Below are 25,166 nucleotides of genomic sequence, written 5' to 3' on the forward strand. Positions count from 1 at the left end.
TTTCTGTCGTTTCCGCGGACCCGGGGTCATGGTCGGGCTGTCTGGCAGGTCCCTTGGACAGTTCCACGGGTCATCCAGGTTCCCCGGCCCGGAGGTTGCGGGACGGGACGGATCCCGAAGAGGGAGCCTTCGTCGCGGTCGGCGTCGAGGAGGAGCACAGCGGGCGATTGATCGCGGAGCTCCGAGATGAACGGGTCGTACAGGGCCCGGGATGCGCCCCCCGACTTGCGGGTCAGCACGACGTGCAGTCCGATGTCCCGCGCGTGCGGGATCAGTGCGCGGAGAGGCGTCAGTACGCCGTCGGCGAGGAGATCATGGTCCTCGATGATCAGGAAGATCTCGGGACCCGACCACCAGGACCTGTCCCGGAGCTGCTGTGCGGTGACATCGATCCCCGGGAGGCGCCCGCTGAGGGTGGCCAGTGTGTTCGTCACCGCCGCCACGACCGCATCAGACGTCGCCGCGTACACGGCGACCATCGATTCGTCGAGCGCTCCCAGATGGGTACGCCGCGGATCGAGCACGACCATGCGGGCGGACTCCGGGCCCAGCGCGGTGATCCCGGAGACGATGGTCGATACCAGGGTGGATTTCCCGGATCCACGCGAACCGAGGCACAGCAGGTGCCCGTCCACTTCCGGGTGCCAGTCGAGAGGTTCAAGGCGCGGTCCCCCCACCCCGAAGAGGATGCCTCCGGCCGGGCCCGCGGCATGTTCGCCGGAGCGGAGATCAGCGAGCGGAATGTTGCCGGGGAGCTCCCGCAGCCGGGGAACCGGGACAGACCCGGACTCCTGTGAACGTCGGAGCACATGCGCGAGATCCTGTGCACCGGAGTTCGCAGTGAGCATTGGCTCCCCCTCACCGGTGATGCCGCGTCCCGGGAGCGACGGGAGACTCTCCTGGGCACGCCTGTTGACGAGGGAATCCAGGGGCTCGGTGAGTTTCAGCTCCATCCGGTGGCTGATCAGGTCGCGGATGGCCGGCCGGATGGAGGTCCACCGCTGGGTGGCCACGATGAGATGCACCCGGCTTCCCGGCCCTTCTGCGGCGATCCGCGAGAAACAGTCCCGGAGGTCATCCGAGATCTCGACGACCGACTGCCAGCCGTCGACCACGAGGAAGGTGTGCCGGTGTTCCGCCTCGTCGATAAGGCCGATCACCTCGTCGATGATGCGTCGTGTCTTCTCCGGCTCGCCCCTGCCCGCGCACCCGGCGACGTGCGGCAGCACCCCCAGATCCCCGAGACTACGGCCACCGTAGTCGAGAACGTAGAAACGGACGTCGCCGGAGCCGTGGGTGACGGCGAGGGACAGCATGATGCTGCGCAACGTCGTCGACTTTCCCGTCTGCGGTCCACCACAGACGGCCATGTGCCCACCGGTTCCGGTGAAGTCGACGCTGTACGGGTCCTGGCGCTGCAGGAACGGCCGGTCGATGATCCCCAGCGCACATGTCAGGAAACCCGGCTCTCCCGGGCGCCGGGGGTGGTCCGGGGAACCGGCGATCCGGTGGATCTCCCCCAGCCCGATCGACGCCGGCAACGGGGGCAACCAGATCCGGTGGGCGGCCATCCCCCTCGCCCGCGCGGCCGTGACGGCGGCGGAGACCACCGAATCAAGAATCGTCGGTCCGGTACCCCGCGACTCGGCGGGGCCGGCAGGAGGCCGCACCTCGTCCACGTCCACATCCGACCAGGCGTCGTAGTGCCGTACCTCCGATCCCGTCCCCCGAGCCGGAGGTCCCGTGTGCGACTCCACCTGAGTCGGTGCCGAGACGTAGGCTGCCCGAAACCGTGTCAGCTGCTCCGCTTCCGCCCGTAGGTAGCCCGTACCGGGTTTCGGAGGCAGGAAATACGCGTCCGGAACCCCCAGCACCTGCCGTGATTCAGCCGCCGAGAAGGTCTTCAGTCCGATCCGGTACGACAGGTGTGACTCGAGTCCCCGGAGTCGTCCCTCATCCAGCCGTTGGCTGGCCAGCAGGAGATGCACCTGCAGCGACCGGCCGAGACGTCCGACCGCGGTGAACAGATCCGCGAAATCAGGATGCTGCCCGAGCAGCTCCGAGAACTCGTCGATGACGATGAGCAGGGCCGGGAGGGGTTCCAGGTCGTCCCGCTCCCGTGCCGCGGCATTGTGCTCGGTGACGTTGGCGAAGCCCCCGGCCCGACGCAGCAGTTCCTGTCTCCGGTTCATCTCACCGGAGATCGCGTCGTGCATGCGTTCGACGAGGTGCGCTTCGTCGGAGAGATTCGTGATCACGGCCGACGTGTGCGGCAGCCCCTCCAACCCCAGGAATGTGGCTCCGCCCTTGAAGTCGACGAGCACGAGGTTGAGTTCCTCGGGGGTGTGGGTGGCCACGAGTGCGATGACGAGTGTCCTGAGGAGTTCCGACTTTCCGGATCCAGTCGCCCCGATGCACAGTCCGTGCGGTCCGACTCCTCCGTGGGCGGATTCCCGGATGTCGAGCACCACGGGTTTCCCGGAGTCGTCCACACCGATGGGTACCGCCAACCGGTCTCCCCCGCGCCTGTTCCAGAGTTCGGTGCCGGACAGTTCGGATACGCGACCGAGGCCGAGGAGCGCGAGCAGGTCCGCTCCGGTATCGGGACCGGTGTCGGAACGCGGCCGCCGGTATCCGGTCATGGACCTGGCCAGGGCCGTGATCTCCTCCTGCGTCAGTGTGTCCGCGGTACCGAGTTCTTCCTGCCCCACGCCCGAGACGACGCTGACGGAGCCGTCGACGTACAGGAGGAGGCCGTCGGTGCGGGCGATCTCCCCCAGTTCGGTACCCGGGCGGGAGTCGATGTCGATGACGGTGGTGACGTCTCCACCGATGGCGAGTCCGTCCCTGTACCCCGGTCCCGTGATCAGCACCCGGAACGCGGCGCTTCCCGGGCGCCGGGAATGGGGCAGCCACTTCGTCCAGCCGTGGCCGGGGAGGGTGGAGGTGATGCCCACCGCGTCAGGCCCGTGGTGGAACGCGAGCTGTGCGACGAGCGCCCGGACCAGTCCCTCCGCCCCCGGACCGTGTATCCCGATCACCGGGAAAGCACCCAGGTGCACGGCGAACGGGACATCGCGGACGACGCCGATGGTGTGCATCATCTGCCGCAACGCCACCATGCAGACCGGATCGAGGTCCTCCGGAGCCCCGGTGTCGGAGACGGTGACCGGGGTGCACAGTCGAACCGGCCCCAGTCCGACCCTGATCTCGAGGGCGTCGGGATCGGTCGCACGTCGCTCCCACATCCTCGGAGAACCGGCCCGACCGTGCAGACTCACCGGATCGGGGTGGTGGTGAAACTCGGAGATCCGCTGTTCCGCGGCATTCCGGCGGGCGCGTTCTGTGACGGCGGACAGGTGCCGGAGGTACACCCTCCGTTGTTCGTCGGGGTCATCCGCACCGGTGGGATTGACCATGGCGAACATGCTCACCAGCATCATCAGGGGAAAGATGAGCAACCCGGGGTTCATCCCCCGACCGCCCATCACCATCAGGCCGATCATCGCCGCCAGGACCAGCACCATGACCAGGGGCATGAGCAGGCGTACCAGGGGAATGGGACGGGGCCTGGCGGCAGGGGGAACCGGATCGACGTGCAGCTCGCCGGTCGGGGGCGGTGGTGCGGGTTCACGTTCAGCGGGGCTCAGGGGAACGACGATTCCGTCGTTTCGGGGAGAGGGCACGGCGGTTCCTCGTGCTTTCCGGGGGTCAACTCCGGCGGATCCACTCCCGGAGGCTCTCCACCGTCGCCCGTCACAATTCAGCGCGGTGATGGATGGTGCGTGACGGTGCGACGGTCGATGCCGCGGTGTGGTGTCCGTCGGAAAACGTGCCCGGATCCCCAAATCCGGCTGGACTTACAGGCAATTATAGGCCATCCTAAGTTCGGTTGCACATGTTCTACCCGGCCCGTCGGCAGGGCCCCTCATCACCCGGGATCCGCCGCAGGCCTATCCGACCATGCCGTACGCGACCATCACACAGGGGGAACCAGTGGCCGTCGACCACGCTCTCCGCATCACCGTCCGGATAACACCGGACGCAGTTGATCTCCATCCGGACGCCCCCGGCCTTCCGCCACCGGAGATAGACCTCGTCCTACCCGTGCACGCCAGTATCGCCGAGATCCTCCCGGAGATCCTGGATCTCGCCGGACTGCCCGGACACCCCGGCCCCTGGGTGGCCTCCACCGCAGTGGGGGTTCCTGTGGAGACCGCGATCCCGCTGACCCACACGGCCCTCCGACAGGGTGGGATTCTCGTGCTGTCACCGGGAACCATCCCGGACGCACCGGTTCTCCGGGATGCCGCGGAGATCCTCTCCGACGGGAATCAGCACGACTCCCCCCGCGGTCTCGGAACAGCCGCCGCCCTGACCGGTATGATCGCCTGTGCGGCACTGGCGGTCACGGGCGCTTTTCCCGGAAGCGATCTCCTGCCCGGCCCTCTGCGGCTCGGACTGCTGGGGCTGCTCTGTCTCGTGGTCGCGTCCCGGATCAGCTCCCGGGAGAATGACGCGGCGAGCTCTGCGATCACGGTACTGGTGACCGGGGTCGTGATCTCATCCGTTGCCGCGGTGGTCACGGGGATTCTCGGTGGAACTCCGATCACCGGGGGAAGGCCGGATACCGCCGTGGGAGCCGCTGCCGTCGGTGGGTGTCTCACCGGCGCGGTTGTTCTCTGCCTCTGCGGTTTCTGTTGCCGCGTGAAACCGGAACCCGCCGCGATGTTGGCCACCGGCATCCTTCTCGCGCTGTCGGGGGCCTGCGTTTTCCCCGTGGCCCGCGACTACCCGGGGGTGGCCGCCGCAGTGACGGGCTTCGCACTGATCGGCGTCACCCTTCTGCCGTCCCTCACCATCAGGGCGGCTGGCCTCACTGTTCCGCGGTTGCCCCCGTCCGGTGAGTACACGGGAACCCCGGAGGATCCTGACCCGGATGTCGGCGAACACGCGGCGTACGCCCGGAGCCTGCTTTCCGGGGCACTCGCCGGAACCGCACTACTGGGTGGTTCGGGTGTCCTCGCTGTGGGATGGTCCGGAGGTGGTTTTCCCGCGGCGCTGTGTCTGACCACGACCATCGCCACTGTTCTCCATGCTCTCCGGCACCGGGATCCGCTGGCGGTCTGGGCACTGTGGATCTGGGCGTTGTCCGGTGCCTCAGGGACCGTCCTCGCGGGAATCCGGTCCGATTCGGTGGGTGTCGTGGCCGTCAGCTCGGTCACGGCCGTGGCCGTCCTCACCGCCCCGTGGTGGGGCCGTTGCGTAGCGGAGTTCCGACCGGTGGCGGTCAACTGGATGGAACGGCTGGAGACTCTCGCCGTCGCCGCGGCTCTCCCCCTCGCCGCACACATCCTCGGTGTGTTCGCCCTGATCCGGGGACTCGGATGAGAAGGATCCTGACCGGTTCCGGAATCGCGGTGATGTGCGTCTGCGTCGTAGTGCCGGCGTGCGCGGAGCCTTCTCCCGGTCGACTCCCCGACCCGGACTGCGCGGTCGTCGTTCCGGCCTCCCCCGCTGACGTTCCCGCCCCGGACGATGTCCCGGAATCGCTGGCGGTGGCCCACCGGTTCGCCACCGGAGCCGGCGTCCGGGTCGCTGTCATCGACACGGGCATCACCCCGCATCCGCGTCTACCTCCGGTCATTCCCGGTGGTGACCTCGTTGTCGTCGGGGAACGGCGGGAGGATGAGCCTCCGCTGCCCGACGGAGCGGTGGATGACTGTGACGGGCACGGCACGATCGTCGCGGGCATTCTCGCCGCCAACCCGTCCCCGGACGACGGTGTCGTCGGGGTTGCTCCGGGAGTGGAGCTGATCAGTATCCGGCAGACCAGCAGCCGCCGCGCCGCGGAAACGGTCGGTGCGGGCGGTAGCCTCGCCTCCCTCACAGATGCCATCAACCTCGCACTGGACGGGGGCGCCCGCGTGATCAACATCTCGCTCGTCAGTTGCCTTCCTCCCGGCACCGCAGACCGGATCGACACCCACGAATTCGATGCCGCGCTCGCCCGCGCGGAGGAGCAGGGGACGGTGGTCGTCGCCGCGGCGGGCAACGCGGATGAACGGTGTCCGGAGGACAGCACCGTGCTGCCCGCCCACCGACCCACCGTCGTTTCCGTGTCATCCCTGGACACCGCACACACCATCGCAGGATATTCGGTCGCCGGCCCAGCCCCCCTGTTGTCCGCTCCGGGCCGGGTCCCCCTCGCGCTGTCCCCGGATGGTGTGGGGTTCACCGTCGGGCTGGCGGAGCCGTCGGGTCCCCGGGAATTCGAGGGCACGAGCTTCTCGGCTCCGGTCATCAGCGGGACAGCGGCCCTGTTGATGGAGCTGCATCCGGCCGATTCCGCCGCGGGAATCCGGGCCCGGCTGGCCGGAGCCGTCGACCCGGCCACCGGAGCGGTGGATCCGGCGGAAGCGGTGACTCACCTCCCCTCCGATTACCGGGGCATCCCGCATCCCGTCACGGTCACCGCACCCGTTGAGCCCCCCGACGGGGTCCGGGTCCGGACCGGAGTGACCGTGACGATTCTGCTGTGCGTCGTCGGGCTGATGCTGATCATCCGGCGCACGGCACGCTTCCGGTTGCGGCGGACCGGACGGCACGCGGGTCAGTAGCGTGGCTCGAGTGCCCGCTCCCGGGTCAGCGATTCACCGGCGGGCAGCAGCCGGATGATGGACCAGGGTGCACGAGCGGGGCTTCCGACCCCGATGACGGCGAGTTCTCCGGCGGTGCCGACACTGTGCCTGAGCCCGGTGTCGGCGATGAGATAGTAGCCGTGACCGGTGTCCACGCCGATCCCGTTGACGACGGTCGGTGCGTACCGGGTGGCGGTGGAATCCCCGGACAGGGCGACACCTGCCCCCGGCGCGTAGATCCCCGGACCGGGCGCCGTGTCACCGATGACACCCAGGTGCCCGTCGTCGCCGATCGCACAGATCGCCTCCTGCTCCGGGTCGATCCAGTCGAGTGCCGTCGCAGGGAGCCTGATGTCCTCGGGTGTAGCGTCCGGGCGCGCGGCCGGCCCGTCCTGGGGCACCGCACGTTCCGCGGCGCCGAGATCGAGCAGTATCCCCCGTTGCAGTGGACTCAACCGGAGTATCCCGTCCGCGCGCAGCAACCAGGATTCCCTGCCGCTGCTCAGCAGCACCCCGGAGTTCGGCGGGCGCTCGTACGGGGGTAGTTCGCGGATCGCATTGAGTATCTCGGGTGGAGGCTCCCAGACCGGGGTCTGCGCCGTGATCCCGAGACGTCGACGCAGTACCCTCCCGAACCGGGTGGTCGGATCCGGCAGAGCCACACGGCCCACGGCGGTGACGACGTGATCCACCCCGCCTACCCTCGCGTAGACCCCGGAATCCGCTGGCGGTGGGGCTGGTGGTGGACCGAAGGCGACCGTGACGTCGACGGTGGACTGGCACACGCTCCACACCAGATCGTCCGGGATCGTCTCGGCGACAGCTCCGGGTGCGCCCGGTATTCCGACGGGCACACCGCGGTCCAGTTCGGCGAGCACCGAGTCCGCGGCATTCACGGGCTCCACGTCGGATCCCGCGATCAACCGTGCGGAGACCAGGTTGCCGACGGGATGGAGACGACCGTCTATCCGCGAATAGAGGGCACCCGACTCCGCCCTCACGACAGCGGCGTCCCCCGGGTCGGGTTCGGGGACGAAGAGTGCCAACGCTCCGGATGCGAGCCCGGCGAGCACGCATCCGGCGACACCGAAGAGGATTCCCCGGCGGCGCCTGCCGAGTGGGTCATGGATCATCCGGGTGTCGCCTGTGACGAGACCGTGTTCCAGGCGGCGGACGAGAAACCTGTGACCGCTGACCTGGGCGCGGGTGGTCGGAAGCGGGAAATGGTTCATCAAGGGCTCCAGCGGCGGGGGAGGGACTGGGGCACGTCGAACCCGTGTTCCGCGCCCTTGATCGCGGAATCACGGCTCCGGTCGGGCGTCCCCTGCGCACCGGACCGGTTGACGGAGATCGTGGGATCTCCGTGACCGACTGTCTTCACGTCATGTTATCGCCTCTGCAGCCGGTATGGAACCCCGGGCGCGGAGAGTGCGCACTATTCGGCCGCCTCGGCGGCTTCGCGCCGCTCCTTCTCCAGTTCGGACTCGAAGTGTTCCGCCGGACCCTTCAGGAGCCTGCTCGGCCGATGGTGGTACGGACGCAGGCCGTCACCTGAATTCGCCGGAGCGACTCCGGCTTCCGCACGGGTCGGCAGCGGGGGCAGTGGTTCAGGTGAGTTGCCGGGACGACGCATCCGGTCCAGCTCCGAATCGGTGAACCACTCGTTGACGGCGTAGATCGAGACCTGCCGGTCCTTGTACACGGGCGTGACACCCGGGGTGTTCCAGAGCTCGACCTCCATCTCCGGCACCGGCTCCTGGAAGGCCCAGAAGTTCGGCGGTGAGACATAGATGTAGCGGACATTCAACTCCTGCGCCGCACGGTCGACCTCGTTCTCCATGTTCGGATGCCCGAGGTTTCCGGTACCGAGTTGGTTCGGGTTCCAGAACATGCGGTTCGTCGCGCTGGTCACCGGGACGGTCGGCCACAGATAATGCCGGAACACATTCGGCAGACCGTTGTACGGGTACATCCAGCCGGAGCCGTCCGCCGGATTGCTCATGATCGTGCCGTCGTACGCCAACGGCTGCTTCGCCAGCCAGCGGAACGCCTTCAGGTCGGTCGAATCGACCATCCGGCCGTCCCGCGCCGCCCCGATGGCGAAGTCCGAGACGAACTGCATCTCCTCGTCGGCCTCCTGCACGAGGAGAAGACCACCGATCAGTGCGGCGACGACCGTCAGCGGGACCGAGACCACCGCGAACCTGCGGACCGGCCCCAGGAGAACCGTTCGCACCACGGTGGCGAGGGCCACCGCGGCAGCGGCGGCGGTGAACATCGCCACCGGCATCACCAGACGGTGGGGCGTGTTGTAGTGGAGGGAACCGATCTGGGTGGCCAGGCCGCTCCACCAGGTCTCCCTGAAGGGCAACAGGGAGTTCACCGTGACAACCACGCTGATGAACCAGAACAGCGGAGCCCACAAGTTCCGGCGCCACAGGATCAGGATCACCCCACCCACGGCAGCGGCCCAGAGCAGCGGCTCGTTCACCCCGAAGGCCTCGGTGTGCCGTGTCTGCATCTGGATCGCCACCCACCACGATTCACGCCGCGTCAGATCCTCGGAGGCGACGAAGGACTTGACCTCCTCGCTCTGACCGAGACCGGTGAGGATCTGCGGGAGCAGGATGATCGTCGCGACGAGGCCTGTCGCCGCGAGAACCAGGAAGTCACGGATCCGGGGGCAGATCCGTTCCCCGTGGTTCGTCGGGCGACGGGTGGGACGCCACAACAGGTCCAGGATCCACCACAGCCCGAGAACGAGAACGACGATGGTGGCGGCGGAGGGGTGTGTCTCGATCATGCCGATGAAGACGAGGGCCGCGGCGAATGCACGGACCGGGGCCGCCGGAACCGACATGAATAGCGCCAGAACGATGAAGGCCATCCCGATGGACGCCAGGTAGGGCCATGCCCCGACGTAGTAGCCGATCCAGTACAGGACCGGCATGGGTACCACGATGATCGCGGCGAATCCGGCCGCGATCTGCGCGGTCAATCCCCGGTTCCCGACCATCCGCCACGCCAGCACGGACACCGCCAGGGGAAGAAGCAGCGCTGGAAGCACGATCGAGGTGAGGTTGATCGCCGCGATGGGGGACATTCCGGTCAGTTCCCGAACGATCGCCGCGCCGGCGTGCCAGGCCGTGGGATAGAACAGCACCTCCCGCGACTCGGTGTTCTGGAGCTCGCCCATCCTGGTCGGGGACGCGACGCCGGTCTCCTGGATGAAGCGCACGACACTCGCGTGCCAGTGCACGTCCCACCCCTGGAAAATGTTCTCCAGCCCGTACCTCGTCTCCCGGAGGAGACCGAGACTGCGGGACGTCAGCAGGACGAACGCGACCAGTACGCCGGAGGCGGGAAGAACCCACACGGGGTCGAAGATGGAACCTGCGAGCCAACGTTCCTCGCGACGCCGGGACCGTTCACGGACTTCCTCCGCACTGCGCAGACCCGGTTCGGGAGCGATCTCCCGTGGTGTCCGGGGGGCGGAGACGCTGTCGTCCCCCGTCTCCGGGGGATCGGATTCCTCCTCCACGGAAGCCGGGGCGACGGATCCCGCGTCGGCACAGGGTTCGGTGGTTCCGGATGCCACCCGGTGAGTCGGGTGTGTTCCGCCGCCGGTGTCGTCGGTCTCCGTGTCAGCGGAACCGTCACCGAGCTCTTCATCCGTGTCCCGGGAAGCACTGTGCCCCCGCGCCGTTGTTCCCCCGTCCCCCCGGGCCTTCGAGAAGTTCCTCCGGGTGACCGCCAGCGCAGACAACCGCCAGCAGACCGCGAGGATGAGAATGAAAGCGGTGAACACGGAAACGCTCCGCGTGTCGTAGGCGAAGGGGGTGAGTCCGTAGAACCAGGCGGCGAGCCCGTAGACACCGAAGGTCGCCGGCACGGCCGCCGCCGCCGCCCACGGGGCGCGGACACCGGAGACCCGGCAGATGAGGAATCCCGGGACCGTGAATACCAGTACCGAGATGAGAGCTGCCTGATACAGGTCCATGGGACGTCCTCACCTCCTCGTCATCATTCGTCGACTGCCCCACGCGGCGGCGGACAATTCGTGGCCCGGACAAACGGTCCCCGGAGCCCCTTCCGCACAACGTTCAACCACCAGAGTGTAGCCCGCGGCCCCGGGTACGGTGGGCAGGACGCGCTACGGTGTCACCGGTTGTCCGCAGGTTCGTCCTCGAAGTGGGGGTTGTTCTCCGGACAGCCTTTCCCGCGGGCGCGGTGTTCCTCCCCCTCCAGAACCCGGACACCGCGGGTCTGCTCCGCGCGTTCGGCCAACCCGGTGTCATCGGGATAGTCGACGCCGATCAGGGTCAGGCCTTTCGCGGGCGCGACGGGGACGAGCTGGGACCGTGTCCGTTCGTCGAGCAGCCCCTCGGTGAAACCCCGCTGCCGACGCCCCTCCCCGACCGCGAGACACGCCCCCACCAGCGAGCGGACCATCGACCAGCAGAATGCGTCCGCGGTGACCTCCGCGAGGTAGAGCTCCGGTTCCGCCGGGGTGGAGATGTCGTGCCAGGTGAATGCCTGGAGGTCGCGGACGGTCGTCGCGCCGGCCTTGGCACGGCAGAAAGCGGCGAAGTCGTTGAGCCCGGTCAGGACCTCCGCTGACTCCCGCATCGAATCGAGATCGACGGGCTTCGGCCAGTGCGCGGTGTCCCTGGACCTCGTGGGCAGGGCACCCCGCGGATGGGTGGTGACCCGGTAGGTGTAGTGCCTGCGCAGCGCGGAGAAGCGGGCGTCGAATCCTTCAGCGGCACGAACGCACCGGTGAACCCGTACATCCTCCGGGAGGAGCTTCGCGAGCCTGCGGACGAGCGTCGCCGGATCGTCGCCTATGGAGCGGGTGTTCAAGCTGGCGCGCGGTACGTCCACGTGCGCAACCTGGCCGGTGGCGTGGACACCTGCGTCGGTCCGCCCGGCGACGGTCAGCTTCGCCGGATATCTCAGGATCTTCGACAACGAATCCTCGACGGTCGCCTGCACGGTCCGGAGCTCCGCACCGCCGGAGGGCTTCTGCCGCGCCCAGCCGTGGAAATAGGTGCCGTCGTACGCGAGATCGAGGCGAAGTCGGATCAGGCCCGGGTCATCAGCGGTGGAGTGCAGGTCTTTCACAGCGCACGAGTCTACAGGTACCCGTACCGCACCGGGGTATCCGCATTGGACGGTGCTCCGGGATGAAACACGGAAAACCCACGCTCCGTGGAGCCCCTGTTCCCAGGGGTACGGAGCGTGGGTTTCCGATGGCTTCCGGTCGAAGGTCCGGAGTGGACGGAGGGAGAACTACTTCTCTTCCTCGGCGGCCTTCTCGGGCTCAGCTTCGGCCTCGGCCGGGGTCGGAGCCTCGTCCTTCTCGGCCTCGGCGGCCTCTTCGGCGGCCTGGGCGTCGGTGGCTTCGTCGGCTTCGACCTCGACGAGCTCCTCCTCGGCCTTCTTGGAGGCTGCTGCGCGTGCGGCGCGGGTGGCCTCCGCGGAGACGGTCTCCTCGAGGACGAGCGAGATCTGGCTCATCGGGGCGTTGTCGCCCTTGCGGTTCTCGAGCTTGATGATGCGGGTGTATCCGCCGTCACGGCTCTCGAACTTCGGCGCCAGCTCATTGAAGAGGTAGGCGACGACGTCCTTCTGGTTGACCAGCTTCAGGACGTTGCGGCGGTCTGCGACGGTGCCGCTCTTGGCCTTGGTGATGATCTTCTCCGCGTAGGGACGCAGAAGCTTCGCCTTGGCATCGGTGGTCTTGATAGCGCCGTGCTCGAACAGCTGGGCAGCGAGATTCGCCAGGATCTTCTTCTGGTGCTGCGCCGAACCGCCGAAACGGGCGCCCTTCTTGGGCTTGGGCATTGGGGGTACTCCTCGTGTACGTGTGTGTGAGCGCGGCGGCCGTCATCCGGTGATCCGTGGACCTCCGGGGCCGCCTGGGCGTGCTACCCGGGTTTTACTCGGAATCGTCGCCGTCGATGTCGATGAAGTCACCGGTCTCGGCGTCGTATCCCTCAATGGTGGAGGGGTCGAAGTCCTCGGGGGCGTCCTTCAGGGTCAGACCCAGGTTGGCCAGCTTGATCTTCACCTCGTTGATCGACTTCTGACCGAAGTTACGGATGTCGAGCAGATCGGACTCGGTGCACTCCGCGAGTTCACCGACGGTGTGGATCTCCTGGCGCTTCAGGCAGTTGTAGGAACGAACGGAGAAGTTCAGGTCCTCGATGGCCATGCTGTAGTTGGCGTTGGTCTCGGTCTCCTGGGTGGAGGGGCCGAGATCGATGCCTTCAGCGTTGGTGTTCAGCTCGCGGGCGAGACCGAACAGTTCAACCAGGGTCTTGCCTGCCGACGCGAGAGCGTCGCGGGCGGTGATGGAGTTCTTCGTCTCGACATCGATGACCAGCTTGTCGAAGTCCGTACGCTGTGCGACACGGGTGGCCTCGACCTTGTAGCTCACCTTGAGCACCGGGGAGTAGATCTGGTCCACGGGAATGCGGCCGATCTCGCCGGTGTCACCGGTCAGGGTGGCGGGAACGTAGCCACGTCCCCGCTCCACGACCAGTTCGATGTCGATCTTGCCCTGCTCATTCAGTGTGGCGATGTGGAGGTCCGGATTGTGGACCTCGACGCCTGCCGGCGGCTCGATGTCGGCAGCGGTGACCTCGCCGGGGCCCTCCTTGCGGAGGTACATGACGACGGGATCGACCGAGTCCGAGGACAGCACGAGTCCCTTGATGTTCAGGATGATGTCGCTGACATCCTCCTTGACACCGGAGATCGTGGTGAACTCGTGGAGGACACCCTCAATCTTCACGCTGGTCACCGCGGCGCCCGGAATGGACGACAGCAGGGTGCGGCGAAGAGAGTTGCCGAGGGTGTAACCGAAACCGGGCTCCAGAGGCTCGATGGTGAACCGGGAGCGGGAGGAGTCGATGTACTCCTCGTGGAGCTCCGGACGCTTTGAGATGAGCATTGCTTGAAGATCTCCTTATGTGACGCCCGCTATTTGACGTCAGTAGGCAGACGATATGACGGTGTGGACGAATCCACGCGACAGTTCCCCGCGGGACCGTTCCTCACTCACCATCCGGGGATGGTCGATGCGGGACCGGGCCGCGGGATGAACCGGTTACTTCGAGTAGAACTCGACGATGAGCTGCTCCTGCAGCGGAACGTCGATCTGGGCACGCTCGGGCAGCTGGTGCACGAGGATGCGCAGGGTCTCGGGAACAACCTGGAGCCAGGCCGGGACGACGGAATCGACGAGCCGGTCCTGGGCGTCCTCGAACCATTCCATCTTCCGGGACTTCGGACGGACATCGATGATGTCGTACTGGGAGACCTGGAAGGACGGGACGTTGACCTTCTTGTTGTTCACGGTGAAGTGACCGTGGGAAACCAGCTGGCGTGCCTGGCGGCGGGTCCGTGCGAGGCCAGCGCGGTAAACCACGTTGTCAAGACGGGACTCGAGCAGGATGACCAGGTTGTCGCCGGTCTTGCCGGGGCGACGGTTCGCCTCGGCGTAGTAGCGGCGGAACTGCTTCTCCATGACGCCGTAGGTGAAGCGGGCCTTCTGCTTCTCCTGGAGCTGGAGCAGGTACTCCGACTCCTTGATGCGTGCGCGTCCCGCCTGTCCCGGGGGGTACGGGCGGCGTTCGAAGGCCATGTCTCCGCCGACGAGGTCGACGCGGAGACGGCGGGATTTACGGGTGACTGGGCCGGTATAACGAGCCATAGTTTGTCTGTTTCCTTTCCCTGCTAGACGCGGCGACGCTTCGGCGGACGGCAGCCGTTGTGGGGCTGGGGCGTCACGTCGGTGATCTGGCCAACCTCAAGGCCGGCGGCCGAGAGGGAACGGATAGCGGTTTCGCGGCCCGAGCCCGGGCCCTTGACGTAGACGTCGACCTTCTTCATGCCGTGCTCCATCGCCTTGCGGGCGGCGTTCTCGGCGGCCATCTGTGCGGCGAAGGGGGTGGACTTGCGCGATCCCTTGAAGCCCACGTGGCCGGAGGAGGCCCACGAGATGACGGCACCGTTCGGGTCCGTGATGGACACGATGGTGTTGTTGAAGGTGGACTTGATGTGTGCGGCGCCGTGCGCCACGTTCTTCTTTACGACGCGGCGGCCAGTGCGGCGCGCGCCAGAGCGTGCTTTAGGAGGCATTGGTTACTTCTTCTTTCCGGCGATCGTCTTCTTCGGACCCTTACGCGTACGTGCGTTGGTCTTGGTGCGCTGGCCACGGACAGGGAGTCCACGACGGTGGCGGAGACCCTGGTAGCAGCCGATCTCGATCTTGCGGCGGATGTCCGCCTGAACCTGACGGCGGAGGTCGCCCTCGACCTTCCAGGTTGCTTCGATCACGTCGCGGAGGGCGGCGATCTGCTCATCCGTGAGGTTGTCGGTACGCAGGTCCGGAGAGACGCCGGTCTCTTCCAGCAGCTTCTTGGCTCGGGCGGGCCCGATACCGTAAATGTAGGTCAGAGCGACCTCCATGCGCTTGTTGCGCGGGAGATCCACTCCAGCAAGGCGTGCCATATGGCAGTTTCCTTCCGGTTGGTCCGGTGGTTTTCCCCACACCCGTCCCCGTCTGCTGATGCTTCGTCCGGGCGGATGCCGGAAAGTGGATCAGGGGTACACGGGGCTTCGGCCACCGATGCCGAAGGTGCGTGATGCACGTGCCACGGAGCGGTTTCAGGCCGGTTCTCGCGAACCGGCGCAGAGCGCTGGACACGTGCGGTGAGTGTGGAGGCTGATGGTCTTTACTTGTAGCGGTAGACGATGCGGCCGCGGGTCAGGTCGTAGGGGCTCAGAGCCACGACGACACGGTCCTCCGGCAGAATACGGATGTAGTGCTGGCGCATCTTGCCGCTGATGTGCGCAAGAACCTTGTGTCCGTTGTCGAGTTCGACCCGGAACATCGCATTCGGCAGGGGCTCGACGACGCGGCCCTCAACCTCGATGGCGCCTTCCTTCTTAGCCATATCCTCCACGTTTCTCCGGTGCCGCACCTGGGGCGCGACGTCATCCGGTAGATAGTTGACTGCATTGTCTTTTCCGACAAGCGGTGCGCATGGTGGTGCACACCAACGTCTGACAATACGCGGAGCACAACCGGAGTGCAATCTGAACACTGAAACGGCCCGCCGGGCCACTCCGCTGGAGTGCCCTGACGGACCGGTGTCGACCGGATTCCCCGGCCGGGGATCGTCGCTTCAGTAGACGTAGACCATGTCGCCGATCTGGAGGGTGTCGAAGTACTTCACCGCGTCCGCGTGGTTCAGATGGATGCACCCGTGGGACATGAGGTTCACGCTGCCCTCATGGAAGGCGATCCCGTTGTTGGTGAAGTAGACCGAGTAGGGCATGGGCGCGTTGTTGAATTCCCGGGAGATCTCGTCCCGGACCTTCCGGTTGACGTAGTGCCTGCCCCGCGGGGTCTCGTACCCGGCCGCACCGGAGGAGATCGGTACGGCACCGTGGGTGATCCGGCCGTTTTCCTGCAGCCAGCTCCGCTGATTCCCCAGGTCGATGCAGGCACGGGCCTCGGGAGGACAGCTGCCCCGGTCGAACTCCGGTGCAGGAGCCGGCGCGGGTGCGGGTGCGGGAGGAGGCGGCACCTGACGCGCCGCCTCCTCGGCGTTTCGCTGTGCGATCAGTCCCGGAAAGAAAAGGTCGACGGTGCTGTCCGTCGCCGCCCTGACCCCGTCTCCGATGACCGGGGGTAACCCGTTGCTGCGCCGGTGGACGTCGTTCCTGATGTTCCAGGCGTCATTCGCGAGGTTGCTGGAGCCACTGGGTGCGACGGAGGACCCCGGAACCGGAGCCGCACCGGCGGTCGGCGGCGACAGAAGGAATCCCAGGGTGAGCGCCAGAACGGCGATGACGAGAAGCCTGCGGGGCGTCGTCATCGCCGTCGAGGAACCTGTACGAGCTGAATACATGGGAGTAATCCTAGTCTGCTGTGCGAAGGAGTCGGAAGTCCGGCTGCGTGTCATCCCGGAACGGTCAGTGTCTGGGGGTGAGGATCCGGGGACCGTGGACCGTTGCCGCGACCGTGTGCTCCCAGTGGCTCGCCCGGGATCCGTCGAGGGTGACCACCGTCCAGTCGTCCTCCAGGACCGCCGAGTCCGGGGTTCCCGTCGCGAGCATGGGCTCGATGGCGAGGACACTGCCCTCCCCGATGACGGGGCCACGTCCGGGCCTGCCTTCGTTGGCGAGGAACGGATCCTCGTGCATCTCACGTCCGATGCCGTGGCCACCGTAGCCGTCGACTATGTGGAGGGTGACCCCGAATTTCTCGGCGGCCTGCGCTGTGGCCCGGCCGAGTGCGTGCGAGACGTCGGTGAGCCGATTTCCCGGGATCATGGCCTTCAACCCCTCGGCGAGAACCCACTCGGTGGCGTTGTTGAGCCGCTCCGACTCGTCGTCGAGATCACCGATGCCGAAGGTCCAGGCCGAATCCCCGACCCAGCCGTCGAGGGTCGCCCCACAGTCGATGGAGACGAGGTCGCCGGTTCGCAGAACCGTCTCCGCGTTCGGGATACCGTGGACGATGACGTCGTTGACGGAGGAGCAGATAGAGCCGGGGAAACCGTGGTATCCGAGGAAGGTGGGGATCGCGCCGTTGTCCCGGATCGTGGCCTCCGCCACGGCGTCCAGCTCCAGAGTGCTCACCCCGGGTGCAGCGGCCGCCCTAACGGCCTGCAGAGCCCTGCCGACGATCTCGCCGGCCGCCTGCATGGCGTCGAGTTCTCCCGCGGTGCGGACGGGCATGGTACGGCGGCGTTTTCGGAAAGCCATTGTTCTCTCTACTCCTGGGTTCGGTGCTGGAAACGGGGCCGGGACGGAAACGGTCCGCCCGGAAACGCCGGAGGACCGGCCCACTGGAGCGGGCCGGTCCTCCGGTCTCCCCTGTCGTCGTCCGTGCGGGGCACACGGGGTGGTCCGCTACTTCGCGAGAGCTGCCATCGTACGGGCGTTGATCTCCTCGACGGACCCCTCGGCCTCGATCGGGATGATCACGTCCGCGTAGTGGTCGATCAGGGGTGCCGTCTCATCCCGGTAGACACCGAGACGCGTGCGGATCGTCTCCTCGTTGTCATCCGCTCGTCCCCGGGCGAGCATCCGCTCAACGACGACGTCCTCCGCGACCTTGAACTGCACGACTCCGTCAAGTTCATGGCCCGACTTCTCGAGCATGCCTGCGAGCAGTTCCGCCTGCTCGACGGTCCGGGGAAAACCGTCGAGCAGGAAGCCCTTCCGTGCGTCCTCCTCCGCGAGCCGCGATTCGACCATGCGTGCGGTGACATCCGTCGGGACGAGCTTGCCGGCGTCGATGTAGCTCTTGGCTTCGAGCCCCAGCGGGGTTCCCTCGCCGATGTTGGCGCGGAAGAGATCGCCGGTGGAGATGTGCGGTACGTCGAGCTTCTCGGACAGGATGGCTGCCTGAGTGCCCTTCCCTGCACCGGGGGGACCGAGGAGAACGAGTCTCATTTGAGGAATCCTTCGTAGTTGGACTGCAGCAACTGGCTTTCGATCTGTTTCACCGTGGTCAGTGCGACCGACACGAGAATCAGGATCGCGGTACCACCGAACGGAGTCGAACCCGAAGAGGTACCGACACCCAGGTCGAGCATGAGGTTCGGGAGCACGGCGATGATACCCAGATAGAGGGCACCGACGAAGAGCAGCCGGTTCATGACGTAACCGAGGTATTCAGCGGTGGGGCGCCCGGGACGGATCCCGGGGATGAATCCACCGTACTTCTTCATGTTCTCGGCCTGCTCGTTGGGGTCGTACTGGACCGATACATAGAAGTAGCTGAAGAAGATGATCATGGTGAAGTACAGGACGATGTACTGCCATGACGACGGGGTCTGCAGATACTGGATGACGTTGTTCTGCCACCAGTTGTCGGGGGAGACGTTTCCGCCGGAGTTGATGATCTGGGTGATCAGGACCGGGACGTAGATGATCGACGACGCGAAGATGACCGGGATGACACCACCCTGGTTGACCTTCAGCGGCAGGTACGTCGACGTACCGCCGTACTGCCGGCGCCCGACCATACGCTTGGCGTACTGGACCGGGATGCGACGCTGTCCCTGCTCGATGAAGACGACACCCACGACGAGAATCAGGACCGCGATGAGCACGAGGGCGAACACGAGCCCGCCGGAGCTGGCCAGGATGCCCGCGCCATCGGTCGGGAGGCGGGTGGCGATACCCGCGAAGATGAGCAGCGACATACCGTTGCCGATACCGCGTTCGGTCATCAGCTCGCCGAGCCACATGAGCAGCACGGCACCCGAGGTCATCACGAAGACGAGGAGGATGAGGTCGAAGATGTTTCGCTCGGGGACGAGCACCTCGAAGCCGGAGCCCAGCAGCTGTCCACGATCCGCCAGGGCGACGATGCCCGAGGACTGGAGGAGGGCCAGCGCGACGGTGAGATAACGCGTGTACTGCGTCATCTTCGCCTGCCCGGACTGCCCCTCCTTCTTCAGCTCCTCGAAGTGGGGGATCACCACGGTCAGCAACTGCGTGATGATGGATGCGGTGATGTAGGGCATGATGCCCACCGCGAAGATGCTCAACTGCAGCAGTGCGCCACCGGAGAACAGGTTGATCAGCGAGTACACGCTGGACTGATCCTGGGTGAGATCACGCAATCTACCCGCGATCGCGCCGTAGTTGACGCCCGGGGACGGTATCTGGGCACCGATCCGGTACAGAATGATCATCGCGATGGTGAACAAGATCTTCTTGCGTAGATCAGCGTCCTTGAATGCCGAGACGATGGCGGACACATATCCTCCTGCTGGCTCCCCCGCCGCAGAAAGCCCCGTCAAAGGACTTCGGCCCGCCATCGGGCCCGCGGTTTCATGGAGAAGGTGACGGTAATTGAGATTCTTCTTCAGAGCACCCCATCAAACCCGGCAACCGCTGGCGGGCGGGTCGGTCAGTGGCGCAGAAGTTGTACGACTACGTAACCCTACCAGCTGACAGAGCGGCGTACACATGTAGGGGTTCTTCTAGGTTCCCCTTCGGCGACCCCTCGCCGCGGCACACCATCCGTACGGTGGGACAACGCCCGACCGGACGGATGAGTGGAACCTAAGTCAGACACCCGCCACGGTTCGCGCCAGTGTGATCATCCCGACGATTCCGACCAGGGCACCGAATGCCGCCGACAGTGCCGCCGGCGGTATCCGCTGGGACAGACGTCCGGCGAGCACCCCACCGACCATGGAACCACCGGCGAACATGAGAACCAGGCTCCAGTCGAGTACGAAGGACTTCCCGGCGATCCCGGTCAGTATGGAGACACCCGCCGCGATGATCATCACGAGCAACGATGTTCCGGTCGCCTGGCGCATTCCGAACCCCATGACCACGACGAGGACGGGGACGATCGCGAAACCACCTCCGACCCCGAACAATCCGGTCAGCAGCCCGGTCGCCCCCGCAGCTCCGGCAACGAGGACGAGGGAGCGACCTGTCGTTCCACGGTTTGCTCCCGGCGGGCGGGAGCCTGCATCTGCGGAGCCTCCACCGCGCAGGTCCCTGAACGAGCTGACGATCATGGTCGCGGAGACGGCGAGCAGCAGCGCGGAGAAGGCGAGGAAGAGGGTCTCCGCATCCAGTTGTTCATTGATCAACCGGCCGGGCACCGCGCCGAGGGTGGTCATGGCGCCGAACACGAGCCCGTCCCGCCACCGCACCTGACCGCGCCGTGCTTTGCCGGGAAGAGCGACCGCAGCCGTCAACGCGACGATGACGAGTGAACCGTTCGTCGCCGCATGTTCCGACTGGCCGAGGAGGTAGGTGAGAACGGGCACCGCGATGATCCCTCCACCCGCCCCGAGTGCCCCGACGACGGCACCTACCAGCAGGCCGATCCCCGCAGCACCGAGCATGCTCACGACGCGGCTTCCCTTCCAGGCTCCATGATGGACGTATAGACCCACACCAGCGTAGGGCAGCGTCGCCGGACACGCGCGATCACCCGGGGGAGAGGTCCGAAAGATCGCGGATGAGTGTCCCCGTGGCCCCGGGTGGGTCCGGGGTGTCCGGTCTCTCCCGTGAGTCGTCCCGCCGCCCTGCGGTTCGACGGATGACGGGACGGACAGGGCATACAACGGGAGAACCCCGTACCTCCGGCGACGGAGATACGGGGTTCCTGTGTTCCACGCCCGGGCCTCTACGGTCGGAGTGGAATCCGGCAGGCGGTTGTTACTTGCCTTCGGCGGTCACGGAGCCGCCCGCGGCCTCGATCTTCTCCTTGGCGGAGTTCGAGAACTTGGTGGCGGTGACGTTGACCTTGACGCTGATCTCGCCGTTGCCGAGAACCTTGACGGGCTGCTTGGCGCGGACGAGGCCGGCTGCGACGAGGTCGGCGACGGTGATGTCGCCGCCCTCGGGGAAGGCCTTCTCGAGATCCGAGACGTTGACCACCTGGAAGGTGACCTTCGCCGGGTTCTTGAAGCCCTTCAGCTTCGGCAGACGCATGTGGAGCGGCATCTGGCCGCCCTCGAACGCCGCCGAAACCTGCTTGCGGGCCTTGGTGCCCTTGGTACCGCGACCGGCGGTCTTGCCCTTGGAGGCCTCGCCTCGACCGAGACGGGTCTTGGCCTTGTTGGCGCCCTTGGCGGGGCGCAGATCGTGAAGCTTGATGGGATCGCTCATTTAACTACCTACTCCCCCGCCACTTCTTCGACCTCGACCATGTGGCGCACCACGTTGACCAGTCCGCGCACCTGAGGGGTGTCGGGCCGGACCACAGAGTGGCGGATGCGCTTGAGACCGAGAGTACGCAGCGAGTCCTTCTGGTTCTTCTTGGCACCGACGGTGCCCTTGAGCTGGGTGATCTTGAGGGCCATTGGTTAAGCCTCCTTGCCTGCGCGAGCGCGCAGCATCCGGGCCGGGGCGACCTCTTCGAGGGTCTTGCCGCGGCGGGCCGCGACCTCTTCGGGGCGGACCAGCTGCTTGAGACCGGCGACGGTCGCATGCACGACGTTGATGGCGTTGTCGGAGCCCAGGGACTTGCAGAGAATGTCCTGGACACCGGCGCACTCAAGCACGGGGCGCGCTGCGCCACCGGCGATGACACCGGTACCGGGGGCGGCCGGACGCATCATGACGATGCCTGCGGCGTCCTCGCCCTGAACCGGGTGGGTGATGGTGCCGGCGATCATCGGGACGCGGAAGAAGTTCTTGCGAGCTTCCTCTGCACCCTTCTGGATGGCCGCGGGAACTTCCTTGGCCTTGCCGTAACCGACACCGACCATGCCCTGGCCGTCGCCCACGATCACGAGAGCGGTGAAGCTGAAGCGACGACCACCCTTGACGACCTTGGACACGCGGTTGATGGTGACGACGCGCTCGATGTACTGGTTGCGCTCGTCCTGCTGCTGGTTGCGACGGTCATCGCGGCGTCCTCCGCCGCGACGATCGTTGCGGTTGTTGTTGTCTTTGCTGTTGGTGGTGCTGTCGGCGGAGCGTCCGCCGTCACGCCGTTCACGTCCCGGCATTACGCGATCCTTCCGTTGTTGATCTTGGTGAAAGCGGTCATCAGAACTTCAGACCACCTTCGCGGGCGGCGTCGGCCAGAGAGGCGACACGGCCGTGGTACTTGTAGCCGGCGCGGTCGAACTTGACCGCCTCGATGCCGGCGGCCTTCGCACGCTCGGCGATGAGGGTTCCGACCTTGGCGGCGCGGGCCTTCTTGTCGCCCTCGGAGCCACGGATGTCCGGTTCCATCGTGGACGCGGCGGCCAGGGTGTGGCCGGCCAGGTCGTCGATGATCTGGACGTGCATGTGGCGCGAGGTGCGGTGCACCACGAGACGCGGGGTCTCCGCAGTTCCACGCATGTGCTTGCGCAGGCGCGCATGACGGCGCGTGCGGGCGACACGACGGCGGGTGGAGATGTCCCGACCGATGGGGAGGCGCTTGTTCTGTGCAGTGTTGCTCATTACTTACCCGTCTTTCCGACCTTGCGGCGGATCTGCTCACCGGCGTAGCGGATGCCCTTACCCTTGTAGGGGTCATCCTTGCGCAGGCGGCGGATGTTCGCGGCGATCTGGCCGACCTTCTGCTTGTCAATACCCGTGATGGAGAACTTCGTGTTGCCGTCGACGGCGAAGGTGATACCCTCCGGAGCTTCGATCAGGATCGGGTGGCTGTAGCCGAGAGCGAACTCGAGGTTGCTGCCCTTGGCCTGGACACGGTAACCGACACCGAAGATTTCCATCTTGATGGTGTAGCCCTCGGTGACGCCGACAACCATGTTGTTGACCAGCGAGCGGGACAGGCCGTGCAGGGCGCGGCTCTTGCGGTGATCGTCCGGGCGGGAGACGATGATCTCGTTCTCCCCCTGGGCGACGGTGATCGGAGCCGGGATGGTCTGGGTCAGGGTTCCCTTGGGACCCTTGACCTGGACATCCTGGCCGTCGATGGTGACGGTCACGCCGTTGGGGACGGCGACCGGGTTCTTACCGATACGCGACATTGTTGCTCAATCCTCCCTTACCAGACGTAGGCGAGGACTTCTCCGCCTACACCCTTCTCGGTAGCCTGACGATCGGTCAGCAGACCCTGGGACGTGGAGATGATGGCCACGCCCAGGCCTCCGAGGACCTTCGGCAGGTTGGTGGACTTGGCGTAAACGCGCAGGCCCGGCTTGGACACTCGGCGAACGCCCGCAATGGAGCGCTCGCGGGACGGGCCGTACTTCAGCGTCAGCGAGAGGGTCTTGCCCACCTTCGCATCTTCGACGCTGTAGTCGGCAATGTAGCCTTCCTGCTTCAGAATCTCGGCGATGTTCGCCTTGAGAGTCGAGGACGGCATCGACACGGTGTCGTGGAACGCGTTGTTCGCGTTGCGCACGCGCGACAGCATGTCGGCGATAGGATCAGTCATGGTCATGGCAGACCAGTAGCCTTTCTCGTTGCGGTTCCCCTGATCACGCTAATGACCACCCGGCGTTATCATCTTCTCCCTGGCCACTTGTCGCCACAGGCCACTTAGTAGTGGTGCAGCTCGCTGCCAGCAGTAACCGATGGACGCCATCGGGCGGGGGGCCTACAACAAAGTAGGAGTGGAACGTCTGTACGTTTTCGTGGCGGTGTTGCCACAAGGGACCTGCACGGCGGCCACTGAAAGATGCACGGGGCAACGCGACAGCGGACGGACGCAAGTCCAGCGGATCACGTTACCGCAGCTGGACGTCGATAGGCAACCCGTCGGTGACGTTCCGGTCCGCCCCCCTCAGCCCGGCCCCGCGAGCCGCTATCCGCGGAGGCGCACCTGTCCCTCCGGAGTCACCGTGACTTCCGCCGACATCGCGGCGGCGAGGTTGAGCCGCTGCCAGGAGCCCCCCGGCCCGGTCTCGTCGAGCGGCATACCGGCGGGCCCCGCGGTCAGCCGGAGAATCTCGGCTCTCTGCGGGTAGGAGAGATCCGGAAAAGTCCCGAGCAGCAGATCAGGCGCCGCCTGTGGAACGATCATCGCCGCGGCCGGGTCACCGACCGGGGTGAACCCGTAGTTCATCCGCCGGGTGTACTCCCCCACCGGGTCAGCGGAGTACGCGGGCCCCCGGGACGCGCATTCACCGGGGGGCGCTCCGCACCGCCACTCGAGTTCGGCACGGATCTCGGCGGCGGCCGCACGGAGATTGGCCCGCATCTTCGGATCGTTCCACCGGTCCGCCGCCGCGGCGGTTCCGGTCATCCTGCCACCGATGACGTCGAGCGGGTAGTGGACGCCCATCACCAGGCGGTGCTCACCCGCCTCCGATCCGCGGGCGAGCAGCTGCGGCCCGAACTCGGGGAGCATCACCGCGAGCAGGGTTGTCGTCCACGTCGCCTGGTTCGTGTGACCGGAGGGGAAGGACTTCGAGGTGCTGTAGAAGTTCCGGTCTCCGACGGTGTACCTGGTGATGCGGTCGGGCGCCACCACGAAGGGGCGCGGGTTCGCGAAGATCTCCTTCTCCACGAACGTGGAGCTCGCCGGCCCGCCGGCGCGGGCCAGCCACCCGCCGCCGAGCAGCATCCGGGTCTTCGGGAGGCGGTTCTCGGCGAGGGCGTCGCGGAAGTGTCCGGCCAGGTTCGGACCGAGCGCGTCCGCCAACGGGTCCAGCACACCGTCCAGGTCGGCCCGGGCGTCAGCCTGGGCCCGGCGAACGCGCTCCGGATCCGAGGCGGCGGCGTTGTTGACCGCGATGACCTGTTCGAGGTTGGAGTCCATCACGTCCGGGTTCTCCCGGAGTTGCGTGAATGAGTCGATCACGTCGAGATAGACGCCGTAGGGGTGGGAACTGATGTCGGAGATGTAGCCCACGTAGTCCTGGGGGCCGAAGGGAACGGGGACCGGTGCCCCGTCGTGGTGGACGGGGATCTCCTGCCCGGGAAGCTGCGCGGGGATGGGTGGCAGATCGACCGCCTGTGCCGGTTGTGCACAGAGGGCGGTGAATCCGATGGCTGCCACTGAGGCGGCGGCGCGGCGACGGTGAGACATGCCCGTCAGTCTAGGGGCCACGA

The 25,166-nt window shown here is 66.4% G+C and carries 24 protein-coding genes; 2 read left to right on the forward strand and 22 right to left on the reverse strand.

Annotated features, from left to right (window positions below):
• Positions 1–26: 26 nt before the first annotated feature.
• Positions 27–3,443: a type VII secretion protein EccCa gene (gene eccCa, locus KRX55_RS03395; RefSeq protein ID WP_370625748.1), complete on the reverse strand. Its 3,417-nt coding sequence runs from the start codon at positions 3,441–3,443 to the stop codon at positions 27–29.
• A 520-nt stretch (positions 3,444–3,963) separates the two neighbouring features.
• On the opposite strand from eccCa, the gene eccD reads away from it, so the two are divergent.
• Positions 3,964–5,391: a type VII secretion integral membrane protein EccD gene (gene eccD / locus KRX55_RS03400; protein WP_218406420.1), complete on the forward strand. Its 1,428-nt coding sequence runs from the start codon at positions 3,964–3,966 to the stop codon at positions 5,389–5,391.
• Positions 5,388–6,620 carry a S8 family serine peptidase gene (locus KRX55_RS03405; protein ID WP_218406421.1) on the forward strand — a complete coding sequence of 411 codons (1,233 nt, stop codon included), beginning with the start codon at positions 5,388–5,390 and terminating at the stop codon, positions 6,618–6,620. The genes eccD and KRX55_RS03405 overlap by 4 nt, the downstream gene beginning before the upstream one ends.
• On the opposite strand, the gene eccB is transcribed toward KRX55_RS03405, so the two are convergent.
• From eccB to KRX55_RS03510, 21 genes are all read right to left on the reverse strand, one after another.
• A complete protein-coding gene (gene eccB / locus KRX55_RS03410) occupies positions 6,614–7,873 on the reverse strand; it encodes a type VII secretion protein EccB (RefSeq protein WP_218406422.1) in 1,260 nt (419 codons plus the stop codon). The two genes, KRX55_RS03405 and eccB, sit on opposite strands and share 7 nt — an antisense overlap.
• Positions 7,874–8,076: 203 nt before the next feature.
• Positions 8,077–10,641 (reverse strand): DUF6541 family protein, encoded by a 2,565-nt coding sequence (locus KRX55_RS03415; protein WP_218406423.1) that lies wholly within the window; start codon positions 10,639–10,641, stop codon positions 8,077–8,079.
• Between the two features lie 161 nt (positions 10,642–10,802).
• Positions 10,803–11,765, reverse strand: coding sequence for a tRNA pseudouridine(38-40) synthase TruA (truA, locus tag KRX55_RS03420; protein WP_370625743.1), 963 nt, complete (start codon positions 11,763–11,765; stop codon positions 10,803–10,805).
• A gap of 168 nt (positions 11,766–11,933) precedes the next feature.
• The gene (gene rplQ, locus KRX55_RS03425) at positions 11,934–12,488 is read right to left on the reverse strand and encodes a 50S ribosomal protein L17 (RefSeq protein ID WP_218406424.1); all 555 of its coding nucleotides are present in this window, start codon (positions 12,486–12,488) and stop codon (positions 11,934–11,936) included.
• Positions 12,489–12,582: 94 nt separating this feature from the next.
• Complete coding sequence (locus KRX55_RS03430) at positions 12,583–13,599, reverse strand: DNA-directed RNA polymerase subunit alpha (protein WP_198739056.1); 1,017 nt, start codon at positions 13,597–13,599, stop codon at positions 12,583–12,585.
• Between the two features lie 156 nt (positions 13,600–13,755).
• Complete coding sequence (gene rpsD / locus KRX55_RS03435; RefSeq protein ID WP_218406425.1) at positions 13,756–14,361, reverse strand: 30S ribosomal protein S4; 606 nt, start codon at positions 14,359–14,361, stop codon at positions 13,756–13,758.
• Positions 14,362–14,384: 23 nt separating this feature from the next.
• The gene (gene rpsK, locus KRX55_RS03440) at positions 14,385–14,789 is read right to left on the reverse strand and encodes a 30S ribosomal protein S11 (RefSeq protein WP_200260379.1); all 405 of its coding nucleotides are present in this window, start codon (positions 14,787–14,789) and stop codon (positions 14,385–14,387) included.
• Between the two features lie 3 nt (positions 14,790–14,792).
• A complete protein-coding gene (gene rpsM, locus KRX55_RS03445; RefSeq protein ID WP_198734920.1) occupies positions 14,793–15,161 on the reverse strand; it encodes a 30S ribosomal protein S13 in 369 nt (122 codons plus the stop codon).
• Positions 15,162–15,385: 224 nt separating this feature from the next.
• Complete coding sequence (gene infA / locus KRX55_RS03450; RefSeq protein ID WP_075724780.1) at positions 15,386–15,607, reverse strand: translation initiation factor IF-1; 222 nt, start codon at positions 15,605–15,607, stop codon at positions 15,386–15,388.
• A gap of 231 nt (positions 15,608–15,838) precedes the next feature.
• Positions 15,839–16,567 (reverse strand): L,D-transpeptidase, encoded by a 729-nt coding sequence (locus KRX55_RS03455; RefSeq protein WP_218406426.1) that lies wholly within the window; start codon positions 16,565–16,567, stop codon positions 15,839–15,841.
• A gap of 64 nt (positions 16,568–16,631) precedes the next feature.
• Entirely contained in the window at positions 16,632–17,426 is a 795-nt protein-coding gene (map, locus tag KRX55_RS03460) for a type I methionyl aminopeptidase (RefSeq protein ID WP_218406427.1), read from the reverse strand.
• Between the two features lie 147 nt (positions 17,427–17,573).
• Complete coding sequence (locus KRX55_RS03465) at positions 17,574–18,119, reverse strand: adenylate kinase (RefSeq protein ID WP_218406428.1); 546 nt, start codon at positions 18,117–18,119, stop codon at positions 17,574–17,576.
• A complete protein-coding gene (secY, locus tag KRX55_RS03470) occupies positions 18,116–19,435 on the reverse strand; it encodes a preprotein translocase subunit SecY (RefSeq protein WP_218406429.1) in 1,320 nt (439 codons plus the stop codon). The genes KRX55_RS03465 and secY overlap by 4 nt, the downstream gene beginning before the upstream one ends.
• Before the next feature lie 312 nt (positions 19,436–19,747).
• Entirely contained in the window at positions 19,748–20,545 is a 798-nt protein-coding gene (locus KRX55_RS03475; RefSeq protein WP_255567544.1) for a sulfite exporter TauE/SafE family protein, read from the reverse strand.
• A gap of 316 nt (positions 20,546–20,861) precedes the next feature.
• A complete protein-coding gene (gene rplO / locus KRX55_RS03480) occupies positions 20,862–21,314 on the reverse strand; it encodes a 50S ribosomal protein L15 (RefSeq protein ID WP_198734926.1) in 453 nt (150 codons plus the stop codon).
• 8 nt (positions 21,315–21,322) lie between these two features.
• Positions 21,323–21,508: a 50S ribosomal protein L30 gene (rpmD, locus tag KRX55_RS03485; RefSeq protein ID WP_198734927.1), complete on the reverse strand. Its 186-nt coding sequence runs from the start codon at positions 21,506–21,508 to the stop codon at positions 21,323–21,325.
• Positions 21,509–21,511: 3 nt separating this feature from the next.
• Complete coding sequence (gene rpsE / locus KRX55_RS03490; RefSeq protein ID WP_200260400.1) at positions 21,512–22,159, reverse strand: 30S ribosomal protein S5; 648 nt, start codon at positions 22,157–22,159, stop codon at positions 21,512–21,514.
• Positions 22,160–22,199: 40 nt separating this feature from the next.
• The gene (gene rplR / locus KRX55_RS03495; RefSeq protein ID WP_218406431.1) at positions 22,200–22,601 is read right to left on the reverse strand and encodes a 50S ribosomal protein L18; all 402 of its coding nucleotides are present in this window, start codon (positions 22,599–22,601) and stop codon (positions 22,200–22,202) included.
• The gene (gene rplF, locus KRX55_RS03500) at positions 22,601–23,137 is read right to left on the reverse strand and encodes a 50S ribosomal protein L6 (protein ID WP_198739048.1); all 537 of its coding nucleotides are present in this window, start codon (positions 23,135–23,137) and stop codon (positions 22,601–22,603) included. The genes rplR and rplF overlap by 1 nt, the downstream gene beginning before the upstream one ends.
• Before the next feature lie 17 nt (positions 23,138–23,154).
• Positions 23,155–23,553 (reverse strand): 30S ribosomal protein S8, encoded by a 399-nt coding sequence (gene rpsH, locus KRX55_RS03505; RefSeq protein WP_198734931.1) that lies wholly within the window; start codon positions 23,551–23,553, stop codon positions 23,155–23,157.
• A gap of 363 nt (positions 23,554–23,916) precedes the next feature.
• Positions 23,917–25,143, reverse strand: a complete 1,227-nt coding sequence (locus KRX55_RS03510; RefSeq protein ID WP_218406432.1) for an acid phosphatase — start codon at positions 25,141–25,143, stop codon at positions 23,917–23,919.
• Between the last annotated feature and the right edge of the window lie 23 nt (positions 25,144–25,166).

It is taken from the genome of Corynebacterium sp. TAE3-ERU16 (genome assembly GCF_019209935.1).
GTDB classification, from domain to species: domain Bacteria; phylum Actinomycetota; class Actinomycetes; order Mycobacteriales; family Mycobacteriaceae; genus Corynebacterium; species Corynebacterium antarcticum.